At 68.6% G+C, this 18,533-nt stretch carries 18 protein-coding genes; 12 read left to right on the forward strand and 6 right to left on the reverse strand.

Features of this window, described 5'->3' with window-relative positions; translation table 11 throughout:
* The first annotated feature begins 106 nt into the window (after positions 1-106).
* The 7 genes from L3Q65_RS45430 (at position 107) to L3Q65_RS45460 (ending at position 8,260) form a co-directional block, all read left to right on the forward strand.
* Complete coding sequence (locus tag L3Q65_RS45430) at positions 107-838, forward strand: SRPBCC family protein (RefSeq protein ID WP_182895587.1); 732 nt, start codon at positions 107-109, stop codon at positions 836-838.
* Positions 839-1,055: 217 nt separating this feature from the next.
* Positions 1,056-2,270, forward strand: a complete 1,215-nt coding sequence (locus L3Q65_RS45435; protein WP_182895706.1) for a diguanylate cyclase — start codon at positions 1,056-1,058, stop codon at positions 2,268-2,270.
* 38 nt (positions 2,271-2,308) lie between these two features.
* Positions 2,309-3,364, forward strand: coding sequence for an NAD(P)-binding domain-containing protein (locus tag L3Q65_RS45440; RefSeq protein WP_182895588.1), 1,056 nt, complete (start codon positions 2,309-2,311; stop codon positions 3,362-3,364).
* A 183-nt stretch (positions 3,365-3,547) separates the two neighbouring features.
* Complete coding sequence (locus tag L3Q65_RS45445) at positions 3,548-5,191, forward strand: discoidin domain-containing protein (protein ID WP_237598400.1); 1,644 nt, start codon at positions 3,548-3,550, stop codon at positions 5,189-5,191.
* A 9-nt stretch (positions 5,192-5,200) separates the two neighbouring features.
* Positions 5,201-6,436 (forward strand): MFS transporter, encoded by a 1,236-nt coding sequence (locus L3Q65_RS45450; protein WP_237598401.1) that lies wholly within the window; start codon positions 5,201-5,203, stop codon positions 6,434-6,436.
* On the forward strand, positions 6,433-7,377 hold the full coding sequence (locus L3Q65_RS45455; RefSeq protein ID WP_237598402.1) for a hypothetical protein: 945 nt from the start codon (positions 6,433-6,435) through the stop codon (positions 7,375-7,377). Before L3Q65_RS45450 ends, L3Q65_RS45455 begins: the two co-directional genes overlap by 4 nt.
* A 67-nt stretch (positions 7,378-7,444) precedes the next feature.
* The gene (locus tag L3Q65_RS45460; RefSeq protein WP_237598403.1) at positions 7,445-8,260 is read left to right on the forward strand and encodes an alpha/beta fold hydrolase; all 816 of its coding nucleotides are present in this window, start codon (positions 7,445-7,447) and stop codon (positions 8,258-8,260) included.
* Here the strand turns inward: L3Q65_RS45460 and L3Q65_RS45465 are convergent, their stop codons facing one another.
* The 4 genes from L3Q65_RS45465 to L3Q65_RS45480 are packed head-to-tail and all read right to left on the reverse strand — an operon-like array spanning position 8,261 to position 11,974.
* Positions 8,261-9,037 (reverse strand): ATP-binding cassette domain-containing protein, encoded by a 777-nt coding sequence (locus L3Q65_RS45465; RefSeq protein ID WP_237598404.1) that lies wholly within the window; start codon positions 9,035-9,037, stop codon positions 8,261-8,263.
* On the reverse strand, positions 9,034-10,062 hold the full coding sequence (locus L3Q65_RS45470) for an ABC transporter permease (RefSeq protein WP_182895593.1): 1,029 nt from the start codon (positions 10,060-10,062) through the stop codon (positions 9,034-9,036). The genes L3Q65_RS45465 and L3Q65_RS45470 overlap by 4 nt, the downstream gene beginning before the upstream one ends.
* Complete coding sequence (locus L3Q65_RS45475) at positions 10,059-11,060, reverse strand: sugar ABC transporter substrate-binding protein (RefSeq protein WP_182895594.1); 1,002 nt, start codon at positions 11,058-11,060, stop codon at positions 10,059-10,061. Before L3Q65_RS45475 ends, L3Q65_RS45470 begins: the two co-directional genes overlap by 4 nt.
* 41 nt (positions 11,061-11,101) lie before the next feature.
* The gene (locus L3Q65_RS45480) at positions 11,102-11,974 is read right to left on the reverse strand and encodes a sugar phosphate isomerase/epimerase (protein WP_237598405.1); all 873 of its coding nucleotides are present in this window, start codon (positions 11,972-11,974) and stop codon (positions 11,102-11,104) included.
* Positions 11,975-12,073: 99 nt separating this feature from the next.
* Between L3Q65_RS45480 and L3Q65_RS45485 the strand changes: the two genes are divergently transcribed.
* On the forward strand, positions 12,074-13,081 hold the full coding sequence (locus tag L3Q65_RS45485) for a LacI family DNA-binding transcriptional regulator (protein WP_237598406.1): 1,008 nt from the start codon (positions 12,074-12,076) through the stop codon (positions 13,079-13,081).
* Positions 13,081-14,082 carry a Gfo/Idh/MocA family oxidoreductase gene (locus L3Q65_RS45490; RefSeq protein ID WP_182895597.1) on the forward strand — a complete coding sequence of 334 codons (1,002 nt, stop codon included), beginning with the start codon at positions 13,081-13,083 and terminating at the stop codon, positions 14,080-14,082. The genes L3Q65_RS45485 and L3Q65_RS45490 overlap by 1 nt, the downstream gene beginning before the upstream one ends.
* Before the next feature lies 1 nt (position 14,083).
* Here the strand turns inward: L3Q65_RS45490 and L3Q65_RS45495 are convergent, their stop codons facing one another.
* A complete protein-coding gene (locus tag L3Q65_RS45495) occupies positions 14,084-14,680 on the reverse strand; it encodes a TetR/AcrR family transcriptional regulator (RefSeq protein WP_182895598.1) in 597 nt (198 codons plus the stop codon).
* A 61-nt stretch (positions 14,681-14,741) separates the two neighbouring features.
* Between L3Q65_RS45495 and L3Q65_RS45500 the strand changes: the two genes are divergently transcribed.
* Both L3Q65_RS45500 and L3Q65_RS45505 read left to right on the forward strand, forming a co-directional pair.
* Entirely contained in the window at positions 14,742-15,401 is a 660-nt protein-coding gene (locus L3Q65_RS45500; protein ID WP_182895708.1) for an SDR family NAD(P)-dependent oxidoreductase, read from the forward strand.
* A 53-nt stretch (positions 15,402-15,454) separates the two neighbouring features.
* A complete protein-coding gene (locus L3Q65_RS45505) occupies positions 15,455-15,958 on the forward strand; it encodes a GNAT family N-acetyltransferase (protein WP_237598407.1) in 504 nt (167 codons plus the stop codon).
* 206 nt (positions 15,959-16,164) lie between these two features.
* Here L3Q65_RS45505 and asnB read toward each other — a convergent pair whose 3' ends face one another.
* Positions 16,165-18,006, reverse strand: coding sequence for an asparagine synthase (glutamine-hydrolyzing) (asnB, locus tag L3Q65_RS45510; RefSeq protein WP_182895599.1), 1,842 nt, complete (start codon positions 18,004-18,006; stop codon positions 16,165-16,167).
* A 425-nt stretch (positions 18,007-18,431) separates the two neighbouring features.
* Between asnB and kdpF the strand changes: the two genes are divergently transcribed.
* The gene (gene kdpF / locus L3Q65_RS45515) at positions 18,432-18,533 is read left to right on the forward strand and encodes a K(+)-transporting ATPase subunit F (RefSeq protein ID WP_037358287.1); all 102 of its coding nucleotides are present in this window, start codon (positions 18,432-18,434) and stop codon (positions 18,531-18,533) included.

The following is an 18,533-nucleotide window of genomic DNA, read 5'->3' on the forward strand; positions in this document are numbered from 1 at the left end:
GGAATCAGATTCCCCCAAGGAGTCCTTCACGACAACGCTCCCCGGGAGACGGCCGTAAGGTGGACGGCAACGGCTCGAAGCAGTGTGCAGGAGAGGAGGTCGGCCCGTGCGGCTCGACCACGAATTCACCGTCCCCGCCCCGATCGGGGAGGTCTGGCAGGCCGTCATCGACCCGGAGCGGGTCGCCCCGTGCATGCCGGGCGCCTCGCTCACCAAGGTGGAGGGGGACACCTTCGCGGGCACGGTGAAGGTCAAGCTGGGGCCGATTTCGCTGCTGTACAAGGGAACCGGCGAGTTCCTGGAGAAGGACGAGGCGGCGCGCAAGGTCGTCATCAAGGCGTCCGGCAAGGACTCCCGCGGCGGCGGCACCGCGGCCGCGACGGTCACCCTCACGCTCACCGAGCGCGACGGCGGCACGCACGGCGCGGTGGCCACCGACCTGGCGATCACCGGACGTCCGGCGCAGTTCGGCCGCGGCCTGATCTCCGAGGTGGGCGGCAAGATCCTCGACACCTTCGCGGGGAACCTCGCGGCGTCGCTGGAGACCCCGGCCGAAGCGGCTCCGGAAGAGAAAGCCGCTGAGGTGCCCGCGGCCAAGGGGAAGCACGCCGCCGCGGACGAACCGGTCGCCGCCGAAAAGCCCGCGGCCGAGCCGGTCGCCGAGGAGAAGCCGCATCTGCGGAGCGTTCCGGCGGGCGGTTCGACCGGCGAGACCGAGGCGATCGACCTGCTCGACTACGCCGGTCAGTCCGTCGCGAAGCGGCTGGCTCCGGTGGCCGCGGGCGCGGTCGTGCTGCTGATCGTGCTGGCCATCGTGCGGAAGCTGCGCCGCCGCTGACCCGGAGGTTGCCCGCCCGCTCTACCCAGAGCGTGCCCGGTGGGCAGTTCGCGGGGTGAGTTTTCGCTCGGTTCGGCTAGCTGCGGAGCGGACCCGCTACCCTGGGCAACTTCCGTAGGCCGAATTTCGCGTGGGGGCGCCCGTGACGCAGGCACCTGTCCCCATCGGGGTGCGCGGCGCGGTGACGGCCTGGCGAGGCTGGCCGCCGCGCTGGGCGATGTGGGCGGTCGCGCGGCGGCGATGGATCGGCTACGCGATGGCGTGCGAGGCCGTCGCCGCGGTGCTCACGGTGACGGGCCTCGCGACCGGGTTCGGCGGGCCGGTGCAGTTCAGTTCGTTCGGCGTGCTCGCCGGGCTCGGCATCGCGCAGGCCGAAATGTCGCGGCGGATCGAGCGGCTGCGGCGGTGGATGAGCGGCCAGACGCACATCAACGTCACGTCCGTCTGGTATCTCGCCGGCGCGTTCTTGCTTCCGCCCGCTTGGGTCGCGTTGCTGGCGTTGGTGCTGTACCTGCATCTGTGGCTGCGAGTGTGGCGACACGTGCGTACGCGGCCCGCGCATCGCTTCGCGGCGAGTACCGCGTGGGCGATGCTGTCGTGCTTCGCGGCGTCTGCGGTGTTGACCATCGGCGGTCTGGATCAAGCACGGCTCGACACCGCGTACGGCGTCCTTGCGCTTGTACTGGCAGCAGCTGTTTTTGAACTGGTGAACGTCGTGCTCGTGGCGACGGGCATCTACCTGTACACGAACAGTCGCTCGCCCGCGGACCTCATCGGCACCTGGGAGGACAACGCCTTCGAGCTGGCGACGCTGTGTCTCGGCGGGCTCGCTGCGCTGGCGTTCGTCCATCAGCCGGTGCTGGTGGTGTTCGTGCTGCCGCCGTTGCTGTTGCTGCACCGCTATCTGCTGCTGAAGCAGCAGTTGCAGGTGGCGGTCGTGACCGACGAGAAGACCGGGCTGCTCAACACCGCGGGCTGGCACGAACTGGCGACCAGCGAATTCACCCGGGCCCGGCGGCGCGGGGCAGGCAGCGGGTTCGCCGTGCTGATGATCGATCTAGACCACTTCAAGCGCATCAACGACACGTACGGTCACCTCACCGGCGACGAGGTGCTGGCCGCGGTCGCCGTGGCGATCGAGGCTTCGGTGCGGCAAAGCGACACCGTCGGCCGGTTCGGCGGCGAGGAATTCGTGGTCCTGCTGCCCGCGACCGGCGACACGGACGTGCTCGGGATCGCCGAACGGGTGCGGGTAGCGGTGGGGGAGCTGACCGTCGCGGTGGGAGGTCCGCTGCGGATCAGCGGACTCTCCGTGTCCGTCGGGGTCGCGTGTTATCCGCAGGCGGGCACCACGCTCGACGAGGTGCTGCGGTCGGCCGACGCCGCGCTGTACCGGGCGAAGGACGGCGGCCGGAACCGCGTGGCGGTCTGAGCCGGAAATACCGGGCGCGGTCAATTGTTGAACGTTGTATGAGCACTGCGGATCACGAGACCGACGTCGTGGTGATCGGGGCCGGGCAGGCCGGACTGTCGGCGGCGTATCACCTGCGCCGGGCCGGATTCGCCAACGAACGCGGGTTCGTCGTGCTCGACCACGGCAAACGCGCGGGCGGGGCGTGGCAGTACCGGTGGCCGTCGCTGGTGGTCGGGAAGGTGCACGGGATCCACGACCTGCCGGGGATGGCGTTCGGGACCCCGGATCCGGCGCGTCCGGCGAGCGAGGCCGTGTCGGAGTACTTCGGGCGCTTCGAGAAGACATATGACTTGCCGGTGCACCGTCCGGTCGACGTGACCGCGGTGCGGCGCGCGGGGGAGCGGCTGGTGGTCGAATCGCCTGCGGAGACGTGGGCGGCGCGCGCGGTGATCAGCGCGACCGGGACCTGGGACCGGCCGTTCTGGCCGCGCTACCCCGGCACCTTCGCCGGACGGCAGCTGCACACGGCGGATTACCGCGGCGCGGAGGAATTTCGCGGCCAGCGGGTCGTGGTCGTCGGCGGCGGGACGTCGGCGGTGCAGTTGCTGATGGAGATCGGTCCGGTCGCCCGTTCGACGGTGTGGGTGACGCGGCGTCCGCCGGTCTGGCGCGAGGAAGAGTTCAGCGAGGACTGGGGACGGATGGCGGTCGCGAAGGTCGACCAGCGGGTGCGGGCCGGGCTGCCGCCGGAGAGCGTGGTGAGCGTGACGGACCTGCCGGTGACGCCGCAGGTCCTGGCGGGCCGGGAAGCGGGCTATCTCGACCGGCGGCCGATGTTCTCGCGCTTGGTTCCCGACGGGGTCGTCTGGGAGGACGGCAGTTTCGAGCCCGCGGACACGATCCTGTGGGCGACCGGGTTCCGGGCCTCGATCGACCACCTGGCTCCGCTGCACCTGCGGACGTCCGGCGGCGGGATCCGGATGGACGGGACTCGCGTGGTCGCGGAGCCTCGGCTGCATCTGGTCGGGTACGGGCCTTCGGCCAGCACGGTGGGGGCGAACCGGGCCGGGCGCGCCGCGGTGCAGGAAGTGCGGCGGCTGCTGGAGGTTTGAGGTCCGGGAGGCCGTGTTCCGCTGATCGGGCGGTCTTGATCGTTTCACGTCCGTTCCGGGCTTGTCGGGAGAAACCGGGCCCGCTACTCTGCGGTTTTAGTTAGGAAACTTTCTTAACGCAACGAGACGCCGCAGAACCGTAACGCCGCCGCCCTGTTCCCGTCCGGCCCGAAGGAGTGCGACGTGTCCTCGTCCCGTGTCCGAAGTCTCGCCCGGTTCGCCTTGCCGGCGGCCGCGGTGGTGCTGCTGCCCGCCGCGGTCTCGCCCGCGCGCGACGCCCACGCGGCTGCCGCCGATGTGCTGCTGTCGCAGGGAAAACCCGTCAGCACGTCCACGCTCGAGACGTCCACGTTGAGCGGCGAGAACGCCGTCGACGGGAATCTCAAGACCCGCTGGGCCAGTGCGGTCAGCGCCGACGCGCAGTGGCTGCGCGTCGATCTCGGGCAGGCCGCCACGATCCACCGGGTGAAGCTGAACTGGGAAGCGGCTTACGCCAAGAAGTACCGCATCGAGATCTCCGACGACGGCGAAAACTTCAAGCCGATCGCGACGGTCACCAACGGCGACGGCGGCTCCGACGACCTCACCGGGTTGGCCGGGCACGGCCGGTTCCTGCGTTTCGTCGGCACCGAGCGAGCCACGAAGTACGGCTACTCGCTGTGGGAGCTTCAGGCGTACGGCACGCCGGACTCGTCCGGTGACACGCAGGCGCCCACTGCTCCGTCGAACCTCGCCGCGGGCGAGATCGGTGCGAACAGTGTCGGGTTGACCTGGGCCGCGGCGACGGACAACGTCGGCGTCAGCGGGTACGAAGTGCTGCGGGACGGCAAGTCCGTCGCCACCAGCACGAGCACGTCCTACACCGACAACGGCCTTTCGCCGGACACCGACTACACCTACACCGTCCGGGCGAAGGATGCCGCCGGAAACGCTTCGCCGGCCAGCAGTGCGGTCAAGGTGCACACGAAGCCGGGGACCGCGGGCAACACGTTCGTCCTCGCCGCGGCCGGCGACATCGCCGAGCAGTGCACCGCCAGCAGCTCCAGCTGCATCCACCCGAAGACCGCGAAGCTCGTCCAGTCGATGAACCCCGCCGCGGTGATCACCATGGGGGACAACCAGTACGACGCCGAGGACACCGGTCTGACGCTGCAGAACTTCAAGGACTACTACGACAAGACCTGGGGCAAGTTCAAGAGCATCACGCACCCGATCCCCGGCAACCACGAGACCTACGACGACAACAAGCCGTTCGAGGCCTACGAGCAGTACTTCGGCAAGATCGCCACCCCGAACGGGAAGCGTTACTACAGCTGGGAAATGGGCAACTGGCACTTCATCGCCCTCGACTCCAACGGCTTCGTCGACGACAAGGACGGCGGCGAGCTCAAAGACACCGACCAGATGAACTGGATCAAGCAGGATCTGGCGAAAAACACCAAGGGCTGCGTCGCGGCGTACTACCACCACCCGCGGTGGAGCTCCGGCGACCACGGCGACCAGCGCGGTTCGAAGCAGCTGTGGGACCTGTTCGTGCAGAACAAGGTCGACCTGATCCTCAACGGCCACGACCACCACTACGAGCGGTTCAACCAGCAGGACGCGAGCGGCAAGGCGAACCCGGACGGTCCGGTCGAGATCATCGGCGGCATGGGCGGGGCGAACCCGTACCCGGTCCACTCCGCGCACCCGACCACGGCGAAGCTGTTGAAGGACACCTTCGGCGTGCTGAAGCTGACGATGACCGACACGACCTTCTCCGAGCAGCTGATCGGTCTCGACGGCAAGGTCCAGGACAGCAGCCCGACCTACACCTGCCACAACTAGGGGCCGGTCATGTACATCGCGACCAGCCGTAGTTCGGACGTCGCGGCGGGCACCGAGCGCAAGGCCGGCCTGCGCCGGGTGTCGGCGAACGTCGTCGCACTCGGCGCGGTCAGCCTGGTCACCGACATCTCCTCGGAGATGGTGACCGCGGTGCTGCCGCTGTATCTGGTGCTCGGCCTCGGGCTGAACCCGCTGCAGTTCGGCCTGCTCGACGGGCTTTACGCGGGAGCCACCGCCGTGGTCCGCGTGCTCGGCGGGCACCTGGCGGACCGGTGGCGGCGGCTCAAGGCGGTCGCCGGGTTCGGCTACGGCTTGTCCGCGGTGTGCAAGCTCGGCCTGGTCGCGGCCGGTTCGTCGGTCGCGGCGATCGGCGTGGTGCTCGCCGCCGACCGCACCGGCAAGGGGCTGCGCACGGCCCCGCGCGACGCGTTGATCTCGCTTTCCAGCGAGCCCGACACGCTCGGCCGGTCGTTCGGCGTGCACCGCGCGATGGACACTGTCGGCGCGTTCCTCGGCCCGCTCGTCGCGATGGCCGTGCTGGCGCTGAGCCTCGGCAGCTACACCTCGGTGTTCTTCACCAGTTTCTGCATCGCGGCGATCGCGGTGATGCTGCTCTTCCTGTTCGTTCGCGACCACAAGCAGGAAATCGCCGACCGGGCCGCGGTGTCCGTGCGGGCGGCGTTCGGATTGCTGCGCGAGCGGGGTTTCCGCCGCGTGGTGGTGTGGGCGGCGCTGCTCGGGTTCGTGACGCTCGGCGATTCCTTTGTGTATCTGGTGCTTCAGCGGCGCTGGGACGTCGCGGCGACGTTCTTTCCGCTGCTGCCGCTCGGCACCGCCGGGGTGTATCTGGTGCTGGCGGTTCCGCTGGGCAAGCTGGCCGACCGGATCGGGCGCTGGCCGGTGTTCCTCGGCGGCCACGTCGCGCTGGTCGCCGCGCTGATCGCGTTGTGCGGGCCGGTGTCCGGGTTCTGGCTCGCGGCTCTCGCTTTGGGCCTGCACGGCGTGTTCTACGCGGCTACCGACGGGGTCCTGATGGCTGCGGCCGGACCGTTGGTGCCCGCCGATCTCCGGGCGACCGGCTTGGCCGTGGTCCAAACCGGACAGGCTGCCGCTCGGATGCTTTCGTCTGTCCTCTTCGGACTCGCCTGGACGTTGTGGGATCTCCAGCCCGCGGTCCTCGTGGCGGCCGGAGCGCTCGCTGTCGTGGCGCTCGGCGCCGCTTTCGCAAGGCCGGTGCGCAAATGAAAAAGGTCCTTCTCGCTGTCGTCGGAACTGTGGTGCTCGCGGCTGCTGCGGTGGTTTACACCGTTGCCGCGCGGCCCAGCCCGGCTGAGCCCGCGAAGGTCGAGCACCTTTCGCTCGCGCCCGGGCAGTTGTTCTTTCGCAGCACGAAGACGGGCAACATCGGCGTCGTTCCGCTCGCGAATCCTGGTGCCGCGCCGAAATTCAGCGATCTGAAGTGCGACCGGTTCGCCGTGTCCGCGTCGACGGGGATGTGCCTCGCGGTGCGGCCCGGCACGCTGCCCGCGGTCAGCGACTTCAGCATCCTCGACCGCAATTTCGCCACTACGCACAAGGACTACCTGCCGGGGACCCCGAGCCGGGCGCGCGTTTCGCCGGATGGCAAGCGGGTGTACTGGACGGTGTTCGTCACCGGTGATTCCTATGCCGCTACCGGGTTTTCGACGCGTGCCGGAATCTACCAGCTGGACAACGGCGAGCTGGAGAAGACGATCGAGGAACTGCCGGTCCTGGTGGACGGGAAGCGGTACTTCTCCGCCGACGTCAACTACTGGGGCATCACGTTCAGCAAGGACGGCAAGCGGTTCTACTCGACGCTGGGCACCAAGGGCAAGACGTACCTGATCGAAGGAGATTACGACACGTACCGCGGCAAAGCGCTGCGGGAAAACGTGGAATGCCCGTCGTTGTCGCCGGACGAAACGCGGATCGCGTTCAAGAAGAAGATCGGCGAGGGCGTCTGGCGGCTGTCCGTGCTCGACCTCAAGACGATGCGGGAGACCGCGCTCGCCGAGACCCGCAGCGTTGACGACCAGGCGCTCTGGCAGGACGATCACACGATCCTCTACGGCCTCGAGAACGCCGTGTGGTCGGTGCCCGCGGACGGATCCGGGGCTCCGCGCAAGCTCGTCTCCGACGCCGTGTCGCCCGCCGTCACCAGCTGATTCGACATCTCTTTACGTCGTATAGTACCCTCGCGTCCGGCGATACTTTACAACGTAAAGAGATGAGATGGCTGAAGCGACTCTGCACGACGGAACGCGGATCGAAGCGCAGGTGCACGGGGACGGGCCGGTGCTGCTGCTCCCGGTCGACCCCCGGCCCGCGGAAGGACCGGAGGCCGAGGCGGCCCGGCAGTGGGGCGCCGATCCGGAGCTGGGCCGTTCGCTGATCGAGGGATTCGCCGGGTTCCGGGTGGCGGCCTTCGACTACCAGGGGCACCGGATGGCGCATCCGGCCGACCTGACGCCGGACGTGGTCGCGGCCGATTTCCTGGCCGTGGCGGACGCGGTCGGGGCGGAGCGGTTTTCGTACTACGGGTACTCGTGGCTGGCGCTTTCCGGGCTGCAGCTGGCGTTGCGGACGGATCGGCTGGACGCGCTGGTGATGGGCGGATATCCGCCGCTGGACGGGCCGTATGCGGCAATGCTCGCGGTGACCCGGGCGACGCACGAGATGGCGCTTGCCGGTCCGTCGGCCGAAACCAGAGCCGAGCCGGGGGATTGGGATTCGGTGGACGTCACGTTGTCCATCGGGCAGACGAAGCAGTTCGTGACGTTGTACGAGGCGTTGCAGGACTTCGACGACCGGGCAGTCGAGCTCTCGTGCGCGCGGTTGTGCTTCGCGGGTTCGGAGGACCGGATCGGGTACGGCGAACGGTGGGGCGGGGTGACCGTCGACATCGCCGGGCCGCTGCTGCGCGAGCGCGCCGAGTTGGAGGCGCGGGGGTGGACCGTCGAGGTGCTTGACGGGCTGGACCACATGAGCGCGATGCAGGCGGCCGCGGTGCTGCCGTTGGTACGGCCTTGGCTGGAGAAAGTCTTGTAGCTATTCGGCTTGCCGCAGCTCGTGTTCCAATGCCTCCAGTTCCGCGCCGCCAGCCATCTGCCGGGTCAGGTCGGGCAGTTCGATCTCCGCCTTTTCGTAGGACCCGAGCGCCGTGCCGCGTTTGAGGAGCAGGAAGCGGTCCGCCACCGGGTACGCGTGGTGCGGGTTGTGCGTGATCAGGACGACGCCCAGGCCCCGGTCGCGGGCCTGGGCCACGTACTTCAGCACCACCCCGGCCTGCTTCACGCCCAACGCGGCCGTCGGCTCGTCCAGGATCAGCACCTTCGCGCCGAAATGGATAGCGCGGGCGATCGTGACGCACTGCCGTTCGCCGCCGGACAGCGTGCCGACTGGCTGTTCGACGTCGCGCAGGTCGATGCCGAGATCGGCGAGGGCCTTCTTCGTGAGCTCCCGGCCCTTGCGCCGGTCCAGGGCCCGGAACGGGCCGAACCCGACGGTCGGTTCGGAGCCGAGGAAGAAGTTGCGCCACACGCTCATCAACGGCACTACCGCGAGATCTTGGTACACCGTGGCTATTCCGCGGTCAAGCGCTTCCCGGGGCGAGGCGAACCGCACCGGCGCGCCTTCGACGAGGAACTCGCCTTCGTCGTGCTGGTGCACTCCGGCGAGGATCTTGATCAAAGTGGACTTGCCCGCGCCGTTGTCGCCCAGCACGCACGTGACCTCGCCCGCCTTGACGACCGTGGACACCTCACGCAACGCGACCACATTGCCGTAGCGCTTGCCGATCTCGCGAACTTCGAGGAGAGCGTTCATCGCCGGACCCTTTCCGCGCGCCGCCGCAGAGCGTTGTTGACCAGGACCGCCGCCAGCAGCATGATCCCGAGGAACAGCATGAACCAGTCGTTGTCCCAGCCGGCGAACACGATGCCCTGGCGCGCCATGCCGAAGATCAGCGCGCCGATCGCCGCGCCGACGGCCGAGCCGAACCCGCCGGTCAGCAGGCAGCCGCCGATCACCGCGGCGATGATGTACTGGAATTCCAGCCCGATGCCCTGATTCGCCTGGACGCTCGCGAAGCGCAGGATGTTGATCGAACCGACGAGCCATCCGGCCAGAGCGGTGCCCATGAACAGCAGGATTTTCGTGCGCACCACCGGAACGCCGACCGAGCGGGCGCTCGTGGCGGAACCGCCGACCGCGAAGATCCAGTTGCCGAAGCGCGTCCGGACCAGCAGCCACGCGGCCACCGCGATCGCGCCGAGCCACCAGACGATGGAGATCTGGAACGGGGTGCCGCCGATGTCCACAGTGGAGGCGAAGACGAAACCGGCGGACGCGTAGCCGTCGGTCGAGCGCATGCCGGAGACCTGCACCGTGCCGGTCACCAGCCTTGTGACGCCGAGGTTCAAGCCTTGCAGGGCAAGGAAAGTGCCGAGGGTGACGATGAAGCTCGGCAGCCCGGTTTTCATGACCAGCCAGCCGTTGAACGCGCCGACCGTCAGCGCGAAGACCAACGAGACGAGCAGCGCGAGCCACACGTTCCAGCCCGCTTGGGTGGCGAGGATCGCGGTGACCAGCGACGTGGACGCGGTCATCACGCCCGCGGACAGGTCGAACTCGCCGCCGACCATCAGCAGCGACACGGCCACCGCCATGATGCCCAGCGTCGCCGCGTCGTCCAGCCAGGTCGCGGCGCCGCTGGCACTGAAGAACTTGTCGGACGCGAAGGTGAAGAAGCCGAAGACCACGACCGCGCCGAGCAGCGCGCCGATCTCCGGGCGGAGCACCAATCGGTCGGTCAGCCGCGGCTTCTCCAGCCGTTCGTCGAGGGTCGTCATCGGGTGCCCCTTTGCACGTACTGGCCGACCTTGTCCACTGTGGATTTGTCGACCAGGTCGGGTCCGGTGAGCACCGGTTTGCCGCCGCCGACGACGTTCGCGTTGTCCCGGTAGAGCTTCAGGAACTGCACCGGGAGATAGCCCTGTTCGTACTGCTGCTGGTCGACCGCGAAGAGCACGTCGCCCGCCTTGATCGCGGCCACCACGTCGGAGTTGAGGTCGAACGTGGCGACCTGCGCCTTCGCGTTCACCGACTTGATCGCGCTCACCGCACGCGCGGCGACCTGCGAGTTCAGCGTGAGGACCGCGTCGATCGACGAATCGGTCTGGACCGCGCCGCGGATGCGGGACTCGGCGTCGGTCGGGTTGGAGATGTCCACCTGCAGCGTCTGCACGGTGCCGGCGAATCCGGTCTTCGCGCCGTCACAGCGTTGCGCCTGCCCGACGTTTCCGGCCTCGTGGATCACGCACAGCAGCTTGTGCTTGCCGAGTTCTTTGAACTTCTTCCCGGCTTCTTGCCCGGCGATCGACTCGTTCTGCCCGACGTGCGCAAGCGCGCCGTACGCCGCGCTCTTGTCCTCGCCGGAGTTGATGGTGATCACCGGGATCCCGGCGCGCACCGCGGCCTCGATGGACGGACGCAGCGCTTCGGGGTTGGCCATCGACACGACGAGCCCGCCGGTCTGCTGCGCGACAGCGTTGTCGATCAGCTTCGCCTGCGCGCCCGGATCTCCGTCGGACGTGTATTCGACCTGCACGCCGAGGTCCTTGCCCGCTTGTTCGGCGCCGTTCTTCACCACGTTCCAGAACGCGTCGCCCGCGGTGCCGTGGGTGATCACCGAGACCTTCAGCGGCCCGGACGGCGTCGGCGCGGCGGCGGGCGCGGTCGTCTTCGGTTCGGCGGCCGGACCGGTGCACGCCGCCAGCAGCAAGCCCGCGGCCAGCAGGCTCGCCACCGCGCGGCCGGAGCGTCGTGCGCGCTCCCAGCGATGGGACATCGTTGTCTCTCCTCGCTTGTTTTCCGAGCTTGTTTCCGGCGTCAGCCGGTGATGGTGCGCAGGTACGAAAGGCTGGTCGCGACGTCGCGGCCAGGACGGTCCGCCGGGCTGTCGTCGCTCAGTGCGGTGTCCTGCTCCAGGACGTACCAGCCGTCGTAGCCCGCCTCGGCGACGGAGCGGACCATGGCTTCGATGTCCACGTCGCCCTCGCCGAGCGGAACGTAGAGACCCCTGCCGACGGCTTCGGTGTACGGCAGTTCGCCTGCTCGGACGGCGTCGGCCAGCTCGCCGCGGACGTCCTTGAGGTGCAGGTGCCCGATCCGCCGCGGGTGCCGCCGGGCGAGCGCGACCGGGTCGGCGCCGCCGATCAGCAGGTGGCCGGTGTCGAGGCAGAGCTGGAGATCCGAGTCGGCGAGGAAGCGTTCGACCTCGGCCTCGGTTTCCACGTGCGTGCCGACGTGCGGGTGCAGGACCGTTCGCAGACCGTGTTTTGCCGCTATGTCGCGGATCTTGCCTGCCGTGCCGACCAAAGTGGACCATTCGGCGTCGATGAGGGCGGGCCGTTCGTCGTAACCCTCGAGTCCGGTTGCCGCGGCGAGGACGAGCATCGTGCCGCCGCAAGCCGCGAAGAGCGCGGCCGATTCTTCCGCTTCGGCTATGGCCGCGTCAGGATCTTCGTGCAGTGGTACGGCAAGAAAGCCGCCGACGAGGTCGAGGCGGTGGCTTTCCAGCAGCTTCTTCAACTCGGCCGGTTCGCGCGGCAGATAGCCGGGCGGACCCAATTCTGTTGCGGTGACGCCCAAATCGGCCATCTCGCCGAGTACTGCCGGGGCGTCGAGCACTCGGCCCCAGCCGGGAACCTCGCAGACTCCCCAGGAGATCGGGGCGGCTGCGACGCGGATCTTCGCGGTCATGGATCCCTCTCCGGTCGGGGGGCGTCCTCTTGATTAGAGCGCTCTAAGCTTGTAGCGTCCGACCCGTCGCGTCAAGCGCTTCTCCGGGGAGGTTTTCGCATGGGGAAGCCCACCATGGAGGATGTCGCCGCGCGAGCCGGGGTTTCCCGGGCACTGGTTTCGCTCGTGATGCGCAACGCGCCGAACGTCTCGGCGCGGCGACGCGCGGCGGTGCTGAAGGCGGCGGAGGAGCTGGGTTATTCGCCGCACGTGATGGCGCGGTCGCTGGCGAGCCGGACGTCCACGGTGCTCGGCGTGATGGTGAACGACCTGCGCAACGCATTCTTCGCCGATGTCGTCGAAGGGCTGGACGCGGCGGCCCAAGCGGCCGGGTTCGACCTGATCCTCAACACTGGCGGCAGGATGCCTTCTCGGGAAGGTGCGGCGTTGCGCAGTCTGCTGTCGTTCCGTCCGGCCGGCGTCGTGCTGTTGTCGCCTGTGGTTCCGGCCGCGGCGATCGAAGCCGCGGCACGGCAGTGTCCGGTAGTGTTGGTGTCACGGACCTCTCGACTGTCTACTGTGGATACGGTGAACGACGACGGCGAGGCTGGCGCGGCGTTGGCCGTCGAGCACCTGGTCCAGTTGGGGCATCGCCGGATCGCGCACCTCGACGGCGGGGGAGCGGCCGGCGCCGCGGCTCGGCGACGCGGTTTCCGGCAGGCGATGCGGGCGCACGGGCTGGAGCCGATCGTGGTGCGCAGCGAACACACCGACACCGCGGGCGAGAAAGCCGTGCAGGAATTGCTGTCCGCGTACTCTCCGGCTCCGACGGCACTGCTGGCGGGCAATGACTTCAACGCGGTCGGCGCGATCTCGGCGCTCGAAGAACGCGGGTTGCGGGTGCCGGAGGACGTGTCCGTAGTCGGCTACGACAACACGTCCTTGGCTTCCCTGCGGCACATTTCACTGACCACAGTGGACCAACCGCGGGCGGAAATGGCGCGGCTGGCTTTCGACGCGCTGCTGGAGCGCGTACGCGGTGAACGCACTGAACCGGTGCGGCACCTGCTTCATCCGTCCCTGGTCGTGCGGGAGACCACGGGGCCCGACTCAGGGGAGGCGCAGTGATGAGGTTAGGACTGGCAGGGGCCGGACGGATCGGTGCCGCACACGCGGAAACGCTCGCGGGATTCGACGAGGTCGCGTCGGTGGTCGTCGCCGACGTGGATCCGGCGCGCGCCCAGCCGGTCGCCGATCGGCTCGGTGTCGAGGCGGCCGAAGGAATCGACGCCCTGTTCCAGTCTGGTCTCGACGGCCTGGTCATCGCGGCGGCCACGGACGCGCATCCGGAGTTGATCATCAAGGCGGTCGACGCGCGACTACCGGTGTTCTGCGAAAAGCCGGTCGCCGCGGACATCCCCGGCACGCTCGCGGTGATCGACCGCATCGCGGACTCGGACGTTCCGGTGCAGATCGGTTTCCAGCGCCGGTTCGACGCGGGTTACCAGGCCGCGCGGGTCGCGGTGGAGAGCGGGGAGCTGGGCTGGCTGCACAGCGTCCGGGCGACCACTTTGGACCCGGCACCGCCGCCCGCCGCGTATGTCGCGCATTCCGGCGGTCTCTTCCGGGACTGCGGCGTGCACGACTTCGACATCCTCCGGTGGGTGACCGGCCGGGAGGTCGAGCAGGTGTTTGCCTTGGGGCGCAACAAAGGCGAGCAGTTCTTCGCGGATGCCGGAGACGTCGATACCGCCGCGGTCGCGATGACTCTCGACGACGGAACCCTCGCGACGGTCTCGCTGACGCGTTACAACGGCGCGGGTTATGACGTGCGCTTCGAGGCCCTCGGTTCGCTGGCGAACGCCGTGGTGGGCTTGGACGGCCAGGCCCCGCTGCGGTCCGTGGAGCCGGGCGTCGGACGATTGCCGGGACCGGCGTATCCGGGCTTCATGGAACGTTTCCGGACGGCCTATTCGGCTGAGCTGCGGGCGTTCCTGGATGTTGCCGCCCGGCGGATCCCGTCGCCTGCCGGAGCAGCGGACGCGTTGGAGGCGTTCTACATCGCGGAGGCGTGCGAGGTCTCGCGGAGGGAGAACCGCCCGGTGCGGGTCGCCGAGGTGCGGCGGTAGGTCACCCGCGCGGACGAAGCAGCTTATCCACCAACGTATCCACCAAATTCTTCGGCACCGCGGTTCCCGTGAGCGCACAGTAGACGATCGGTCCGAACAGAGCGTCCATTGTGGCTTCCGGATCCAGTACCGGAGAAACCTCGCCTGCCTCGGCAGCGCGGGTCAGCATCTCGCGTTCGGCGATCTGCCGCGGCTCCAGGTAGCGCTCGTGGAACCGCGCGGCAGTCCCCGCATCGTGCTGTGCTTCGGCCAGCAGGGTAAGCAGGCACTTGCCCGCAGGGTCCTCGGCGAGGAAATGCGCGAAGTCGCGCAGATAGGCCCGGATGCTGTCGGCCGTCGGGAGTTCCGTCGGCACCGGCAGGCGTTTCTCGCTGTCCTCGATCAGCGTGTCCAGCAGAATCTCGACCTTCGACGGCCACCAGCGGTAGATGGTCTGCTTCGCGACGCCGGCCCGGCGCGCGATCGCTTCGACGGTCAGTGCGCCGAAGCCGTGCTCGACCAGCAGGTCGTCGGCGGCGTGGAGCACCGCCAGGCGCGCGGCCTCGTCGCGCCGGTTGCCGGAGCGTGCCCTGCGGGGCTGGGAATTGACTGCGGGCATACCGGGCACCTTACCGTGCTACTGTCTAGACGCGACGTTGCGTCTAGACAAGGGAGCGGTCATGGCGGTACGCCGGGCGTTGGTGGTCGGGGCTTCGCGAGGACTGGGATTGGTGCTGGTCACCGAACTGGACCGGCGCGGGTGGGAGGTCGTCGCGACGACTCGCGACGGTTCGGTGCCGCGGGAAGGAATGCGGACCGAGCAGCTGGAGATGACTGACGACGCACAGATCGCGGCGCTCGGAGACAGAGTCGGCGGTCCGCTCGACCTGCTCTTCGTGAACGCGGCGATCAACCAAGGGAATCTGCCGATCAGCGAAGTGCCGGCGACGATGTTCGCCGAAGTCATGATCACCAACGCGTTGAGCCCGTTGAGAGTCCTCGAAGGACTGCACGATCTGGTCGCGCCGGGCGGCACGGTCGCGGTGATGTCGTCCGAGCAGGGCAGCATCTCGATGAACGTCGAACCGGGATACGAGCTGTACAAGGCGAGCAAGGCCGCGCTCAACCAGCTCATGCGCAGCTACGCCACTCGCCACGAGGCCGACGGGCGCACCAAACTGCTCATCGATCCCGGCCACAACCGGACTCGGCTCGGCGGTCCGGACGCGCCGTTGCTGCCTGAGGAAAGCGTCCCCGCGGTCGTCGACGTGCTCGAAGCACAGGCAGGAGAGCCCGGGCTGCGGTTCCTCGACCGCTTCGGCGAGCCGGTTCCCTGGTAACGACTGGGCCGATCGGGTAGCGCTGGACGGCTTCGCGTGCCAAGCTGCGGGGCGTGCCTGGATCCGGAGAATCCGAGATCGTGCTGATCCCGCTCGACGAGCCGGGGCTCGAGCGGCTTCTGGACGCCGCGGTGGCCGACGCCGAACCGACGGAGGTCATGCCGCCGGTGGAAGGTCCCGCCGGGTGGACCGAAGCCCGCCGCGAAGCGTTTCTCGCGTTTCACCGCAGGCGATCGCTCAATCCGGACACCGCCATCGAGACGACGTGGGTCGTGGAAGTCGACGGCCGCGTCTGCGGGGCGGCGCGGCTGCGGCCAGTGTCCGGACGGGCCGCACTGGCGGTCGAGGCCGGGGTGTGGCTGGGCCGATCGGCGCGCGGACGCGGAATCGGCCGCAAGGTGACCGCGGTACTGCTGGACGCGGCCCGCGACGGCGGCGCGGCGAAGTTCGTCGCGACGACCACTGTGGACAATGCGGCGGCACAGCGGCTGCTGAGCGGGGCCGGCGCGGAACTGGACGTGCGCGGCACGGAGATCGACGCACACCTGGACTTCTGACCGCTCGCCCGGCCGACGAGACGGCCTTCACGGCTTTGCTCCGACGTCGGCATCGCGCGCCCAGTCCCGAGGGGGCCTGCCCAGTACGTCAGCGGGGTGCGGTCCGGCGGGTGCTCCGCATCGCCGTAACGGGGCGGCACACCACAGCCGCTGAGCCCGGCACCGCGCGGAAACGGTGCCGGGCGAGCAGCGGGCCAGGGCCAGGGTCAGTTGAGTTCCAGCTCCGGCGAGTACATGTCGAACCAGTGGTGCAGGTCCAGCGCCCGGTCCATGCCGACGCGCTGTGCCTGGCTGATCGTCGCCGGGTCGGTGTCCGCCGACTGCTGCAGCCATTCCCGGCTGACCATCTGGAACACCGGATTGTCCTTCTGCGCCAAGGCTTCCTTGATCTGCTGCTGCAGCGCGATCGCGTACCCCGGGTCCTGAGTGGAGGGATACGGGCTCTTCACCCGGTCCCGCACCGACGCCGGCAGCACGTGCTTCGTCGCGTGCCGCAGCAGGCTCTTTTCCCTGCCGTCGTAGGTCTTCAGCGACCACGGCGTGTTGTAGACGTACTCCACGAGCCGGTGGTCGCAGAACGGCACGCGCACTTCCAGGCCCACCGCCATCGACATGCGGTCCTTGCGGTCGAGCAGCTGCCGCACGAAACGGGTCAGGTGGAGGTTGCAGATGACGCGCATCCGCGACTCCCGCTCGGATTCGCCGTCCAGCAAGTCCACTTGGGACACCGCGGTGCGGTACTGGTCGGCGACGTAGGACTCCAGGTCCAGCTTCGCGGCCAGGCCCGGTTCGAGCAGCGATTCCCGGTCGTCCATCAGGCTGTTGCGGAACGCCAGCCACGGGAAGGTGTCCGCCTTCACCGCGGCCTCGTCGTGGAACCAGCGGTACCCGCCGAACACCTCGTCGGCCGATTCGCCGGACAGCGCGACCGTCGATTCCGCCCGGATCGCCTTGAACAGCAAGTACAACGACGTGTCCATGTCGCCGAGCCCGGTGGGGATGTCACGGGCGCGCAGCACCTTGCGGCGCACCTCGGGGTCGCTCAGGTCGGCCGGGTTCAGCATCACGTCCTGGTGAGCGGAACCGACGAGCTTGGCGACGTCGCGGATGTAGGGCGAGTCGGGTGTGTCGCGCATTTCGTCGGGCTGGAAGTTCTCCTCCTGCCCGAAGAAGTCGACCGAGAACGTGCGCAGCTGCTCACCCTGCTCGGCCAGCCGGGCGGCGGCGAGGCCGGTGACCGCGCTCGAGTCGAGGCCGCCGGACAGCAGCACGCAGCGCGGGACGTCGGCGACCAGCTGCCGGTGGACGATGTCGGTCATCAGCTCGCGCACGCGCGCGACCGTCGTCTCCTGGTCGTCGGTGTGCTGCTTCGCGTCGAGCTTCCAGTAGGTGCGGGTGTTGATGCCCTCGCGGGTCACCGTCACGACGGTGGCCGGGTCGACCTCGTACATGCCCTTCCACAGCGACCAGCCCGGCCGCTTCGTGAAGCCCATCAGCTCGCGCAGGCCGTCGCTGTCGACCACCTTGCGCGCCAGTGGGTTCGCGAGGATCGCCTTGGGCTCGGAGCCGAACAGGACGCCGTCGCGGGTGGGGTAGTAGTAGAACGGCTTGATGCCCATCCGGTCGCGGATCATCACGAGCTTCTGGTCGCGTTCGTCCCAGATCGCGAACGCGTACATGCCGTTGAGGTGGTCCACGACCTCGGCGCCCCACTGCAGGTAGCCGTGCAGCACGACCTCGGTGTCGCTGTCGGTCTCCCAGCGGTGGCCCAGTTTGGTGAGTTCTTCACGAAGTTCGGAGAAGTTGTACGCCTCGCCGCTGTAGACCATGGCGACTTCGCCGTTCGGAGTCTTGACGCTCATCGGCTGGCGGCCGCCCGGCAGGTCGATGATGGCGAGCCGGCGGTGACCGAGCGCGACCGAACGGCGGACCCAGGTTCCGCGGTCGTCGGGTCCTCGGCAGGCCATGGTCTCGGTCATCGCGTCCGCGATCTCCTGCTGCTGCGTGAGATCGGTGTCGTAGGAAACCCAGCCCGCGATTCCGCACATACGAGCCCTCCCTGAACCTAGTTAGTTAGTTGATACAACTATTGGTTACTCAGGTGTAACACGGACCCCCGATCGTTGTCTGCCCGAATTGCACTCTCTGTCCTTGATCCGCTACCAGCTGTGCCGCAAGTCACCCACCAACTACGGACAGTCATGCCGTCGCGCTGACCCGGATGGCGCTTGACGCAGTGGCCCGGGTCACCAGCCGTCAAGATCGCGTAAACGCCCCCAGGTCGCGGCGTCAAGGAGGCGTCAGACGCGGGTGCTTACGCTCCGCGACGACCGCACAGTGGCTCTCGACCGACGGTCACCCCGTGCCGGGTGACCCTTCCTGAGAGGTGCCTCGTGGCGGATTTGCTGTACGCCCTATTGCTCATCGGCGTTTTCGTAGTGCTCGCCGGTGTCCTGCGCGGGCTGGAGAAGCTGTGAGCGGCGCGGGCACCGTGGCCAACATCGTCGGCGGGCTGCTGGCGCTTGGCCTCCTCGGCTACCTGTTCGTCGCCCTCGTGAGGCCGGAGAAATTCTGA

The sequence above is a fragment of the Amycolatopsis sp. FU40 genome (genome assembly GCF_021903635.1).
Lineage (GTDB): Bacteria > Actinomycetota > Actinomycetes > Mycobacteriales > Pseudonocardiaceae > Amycolatopsis > Amycolatopsis dendrobii.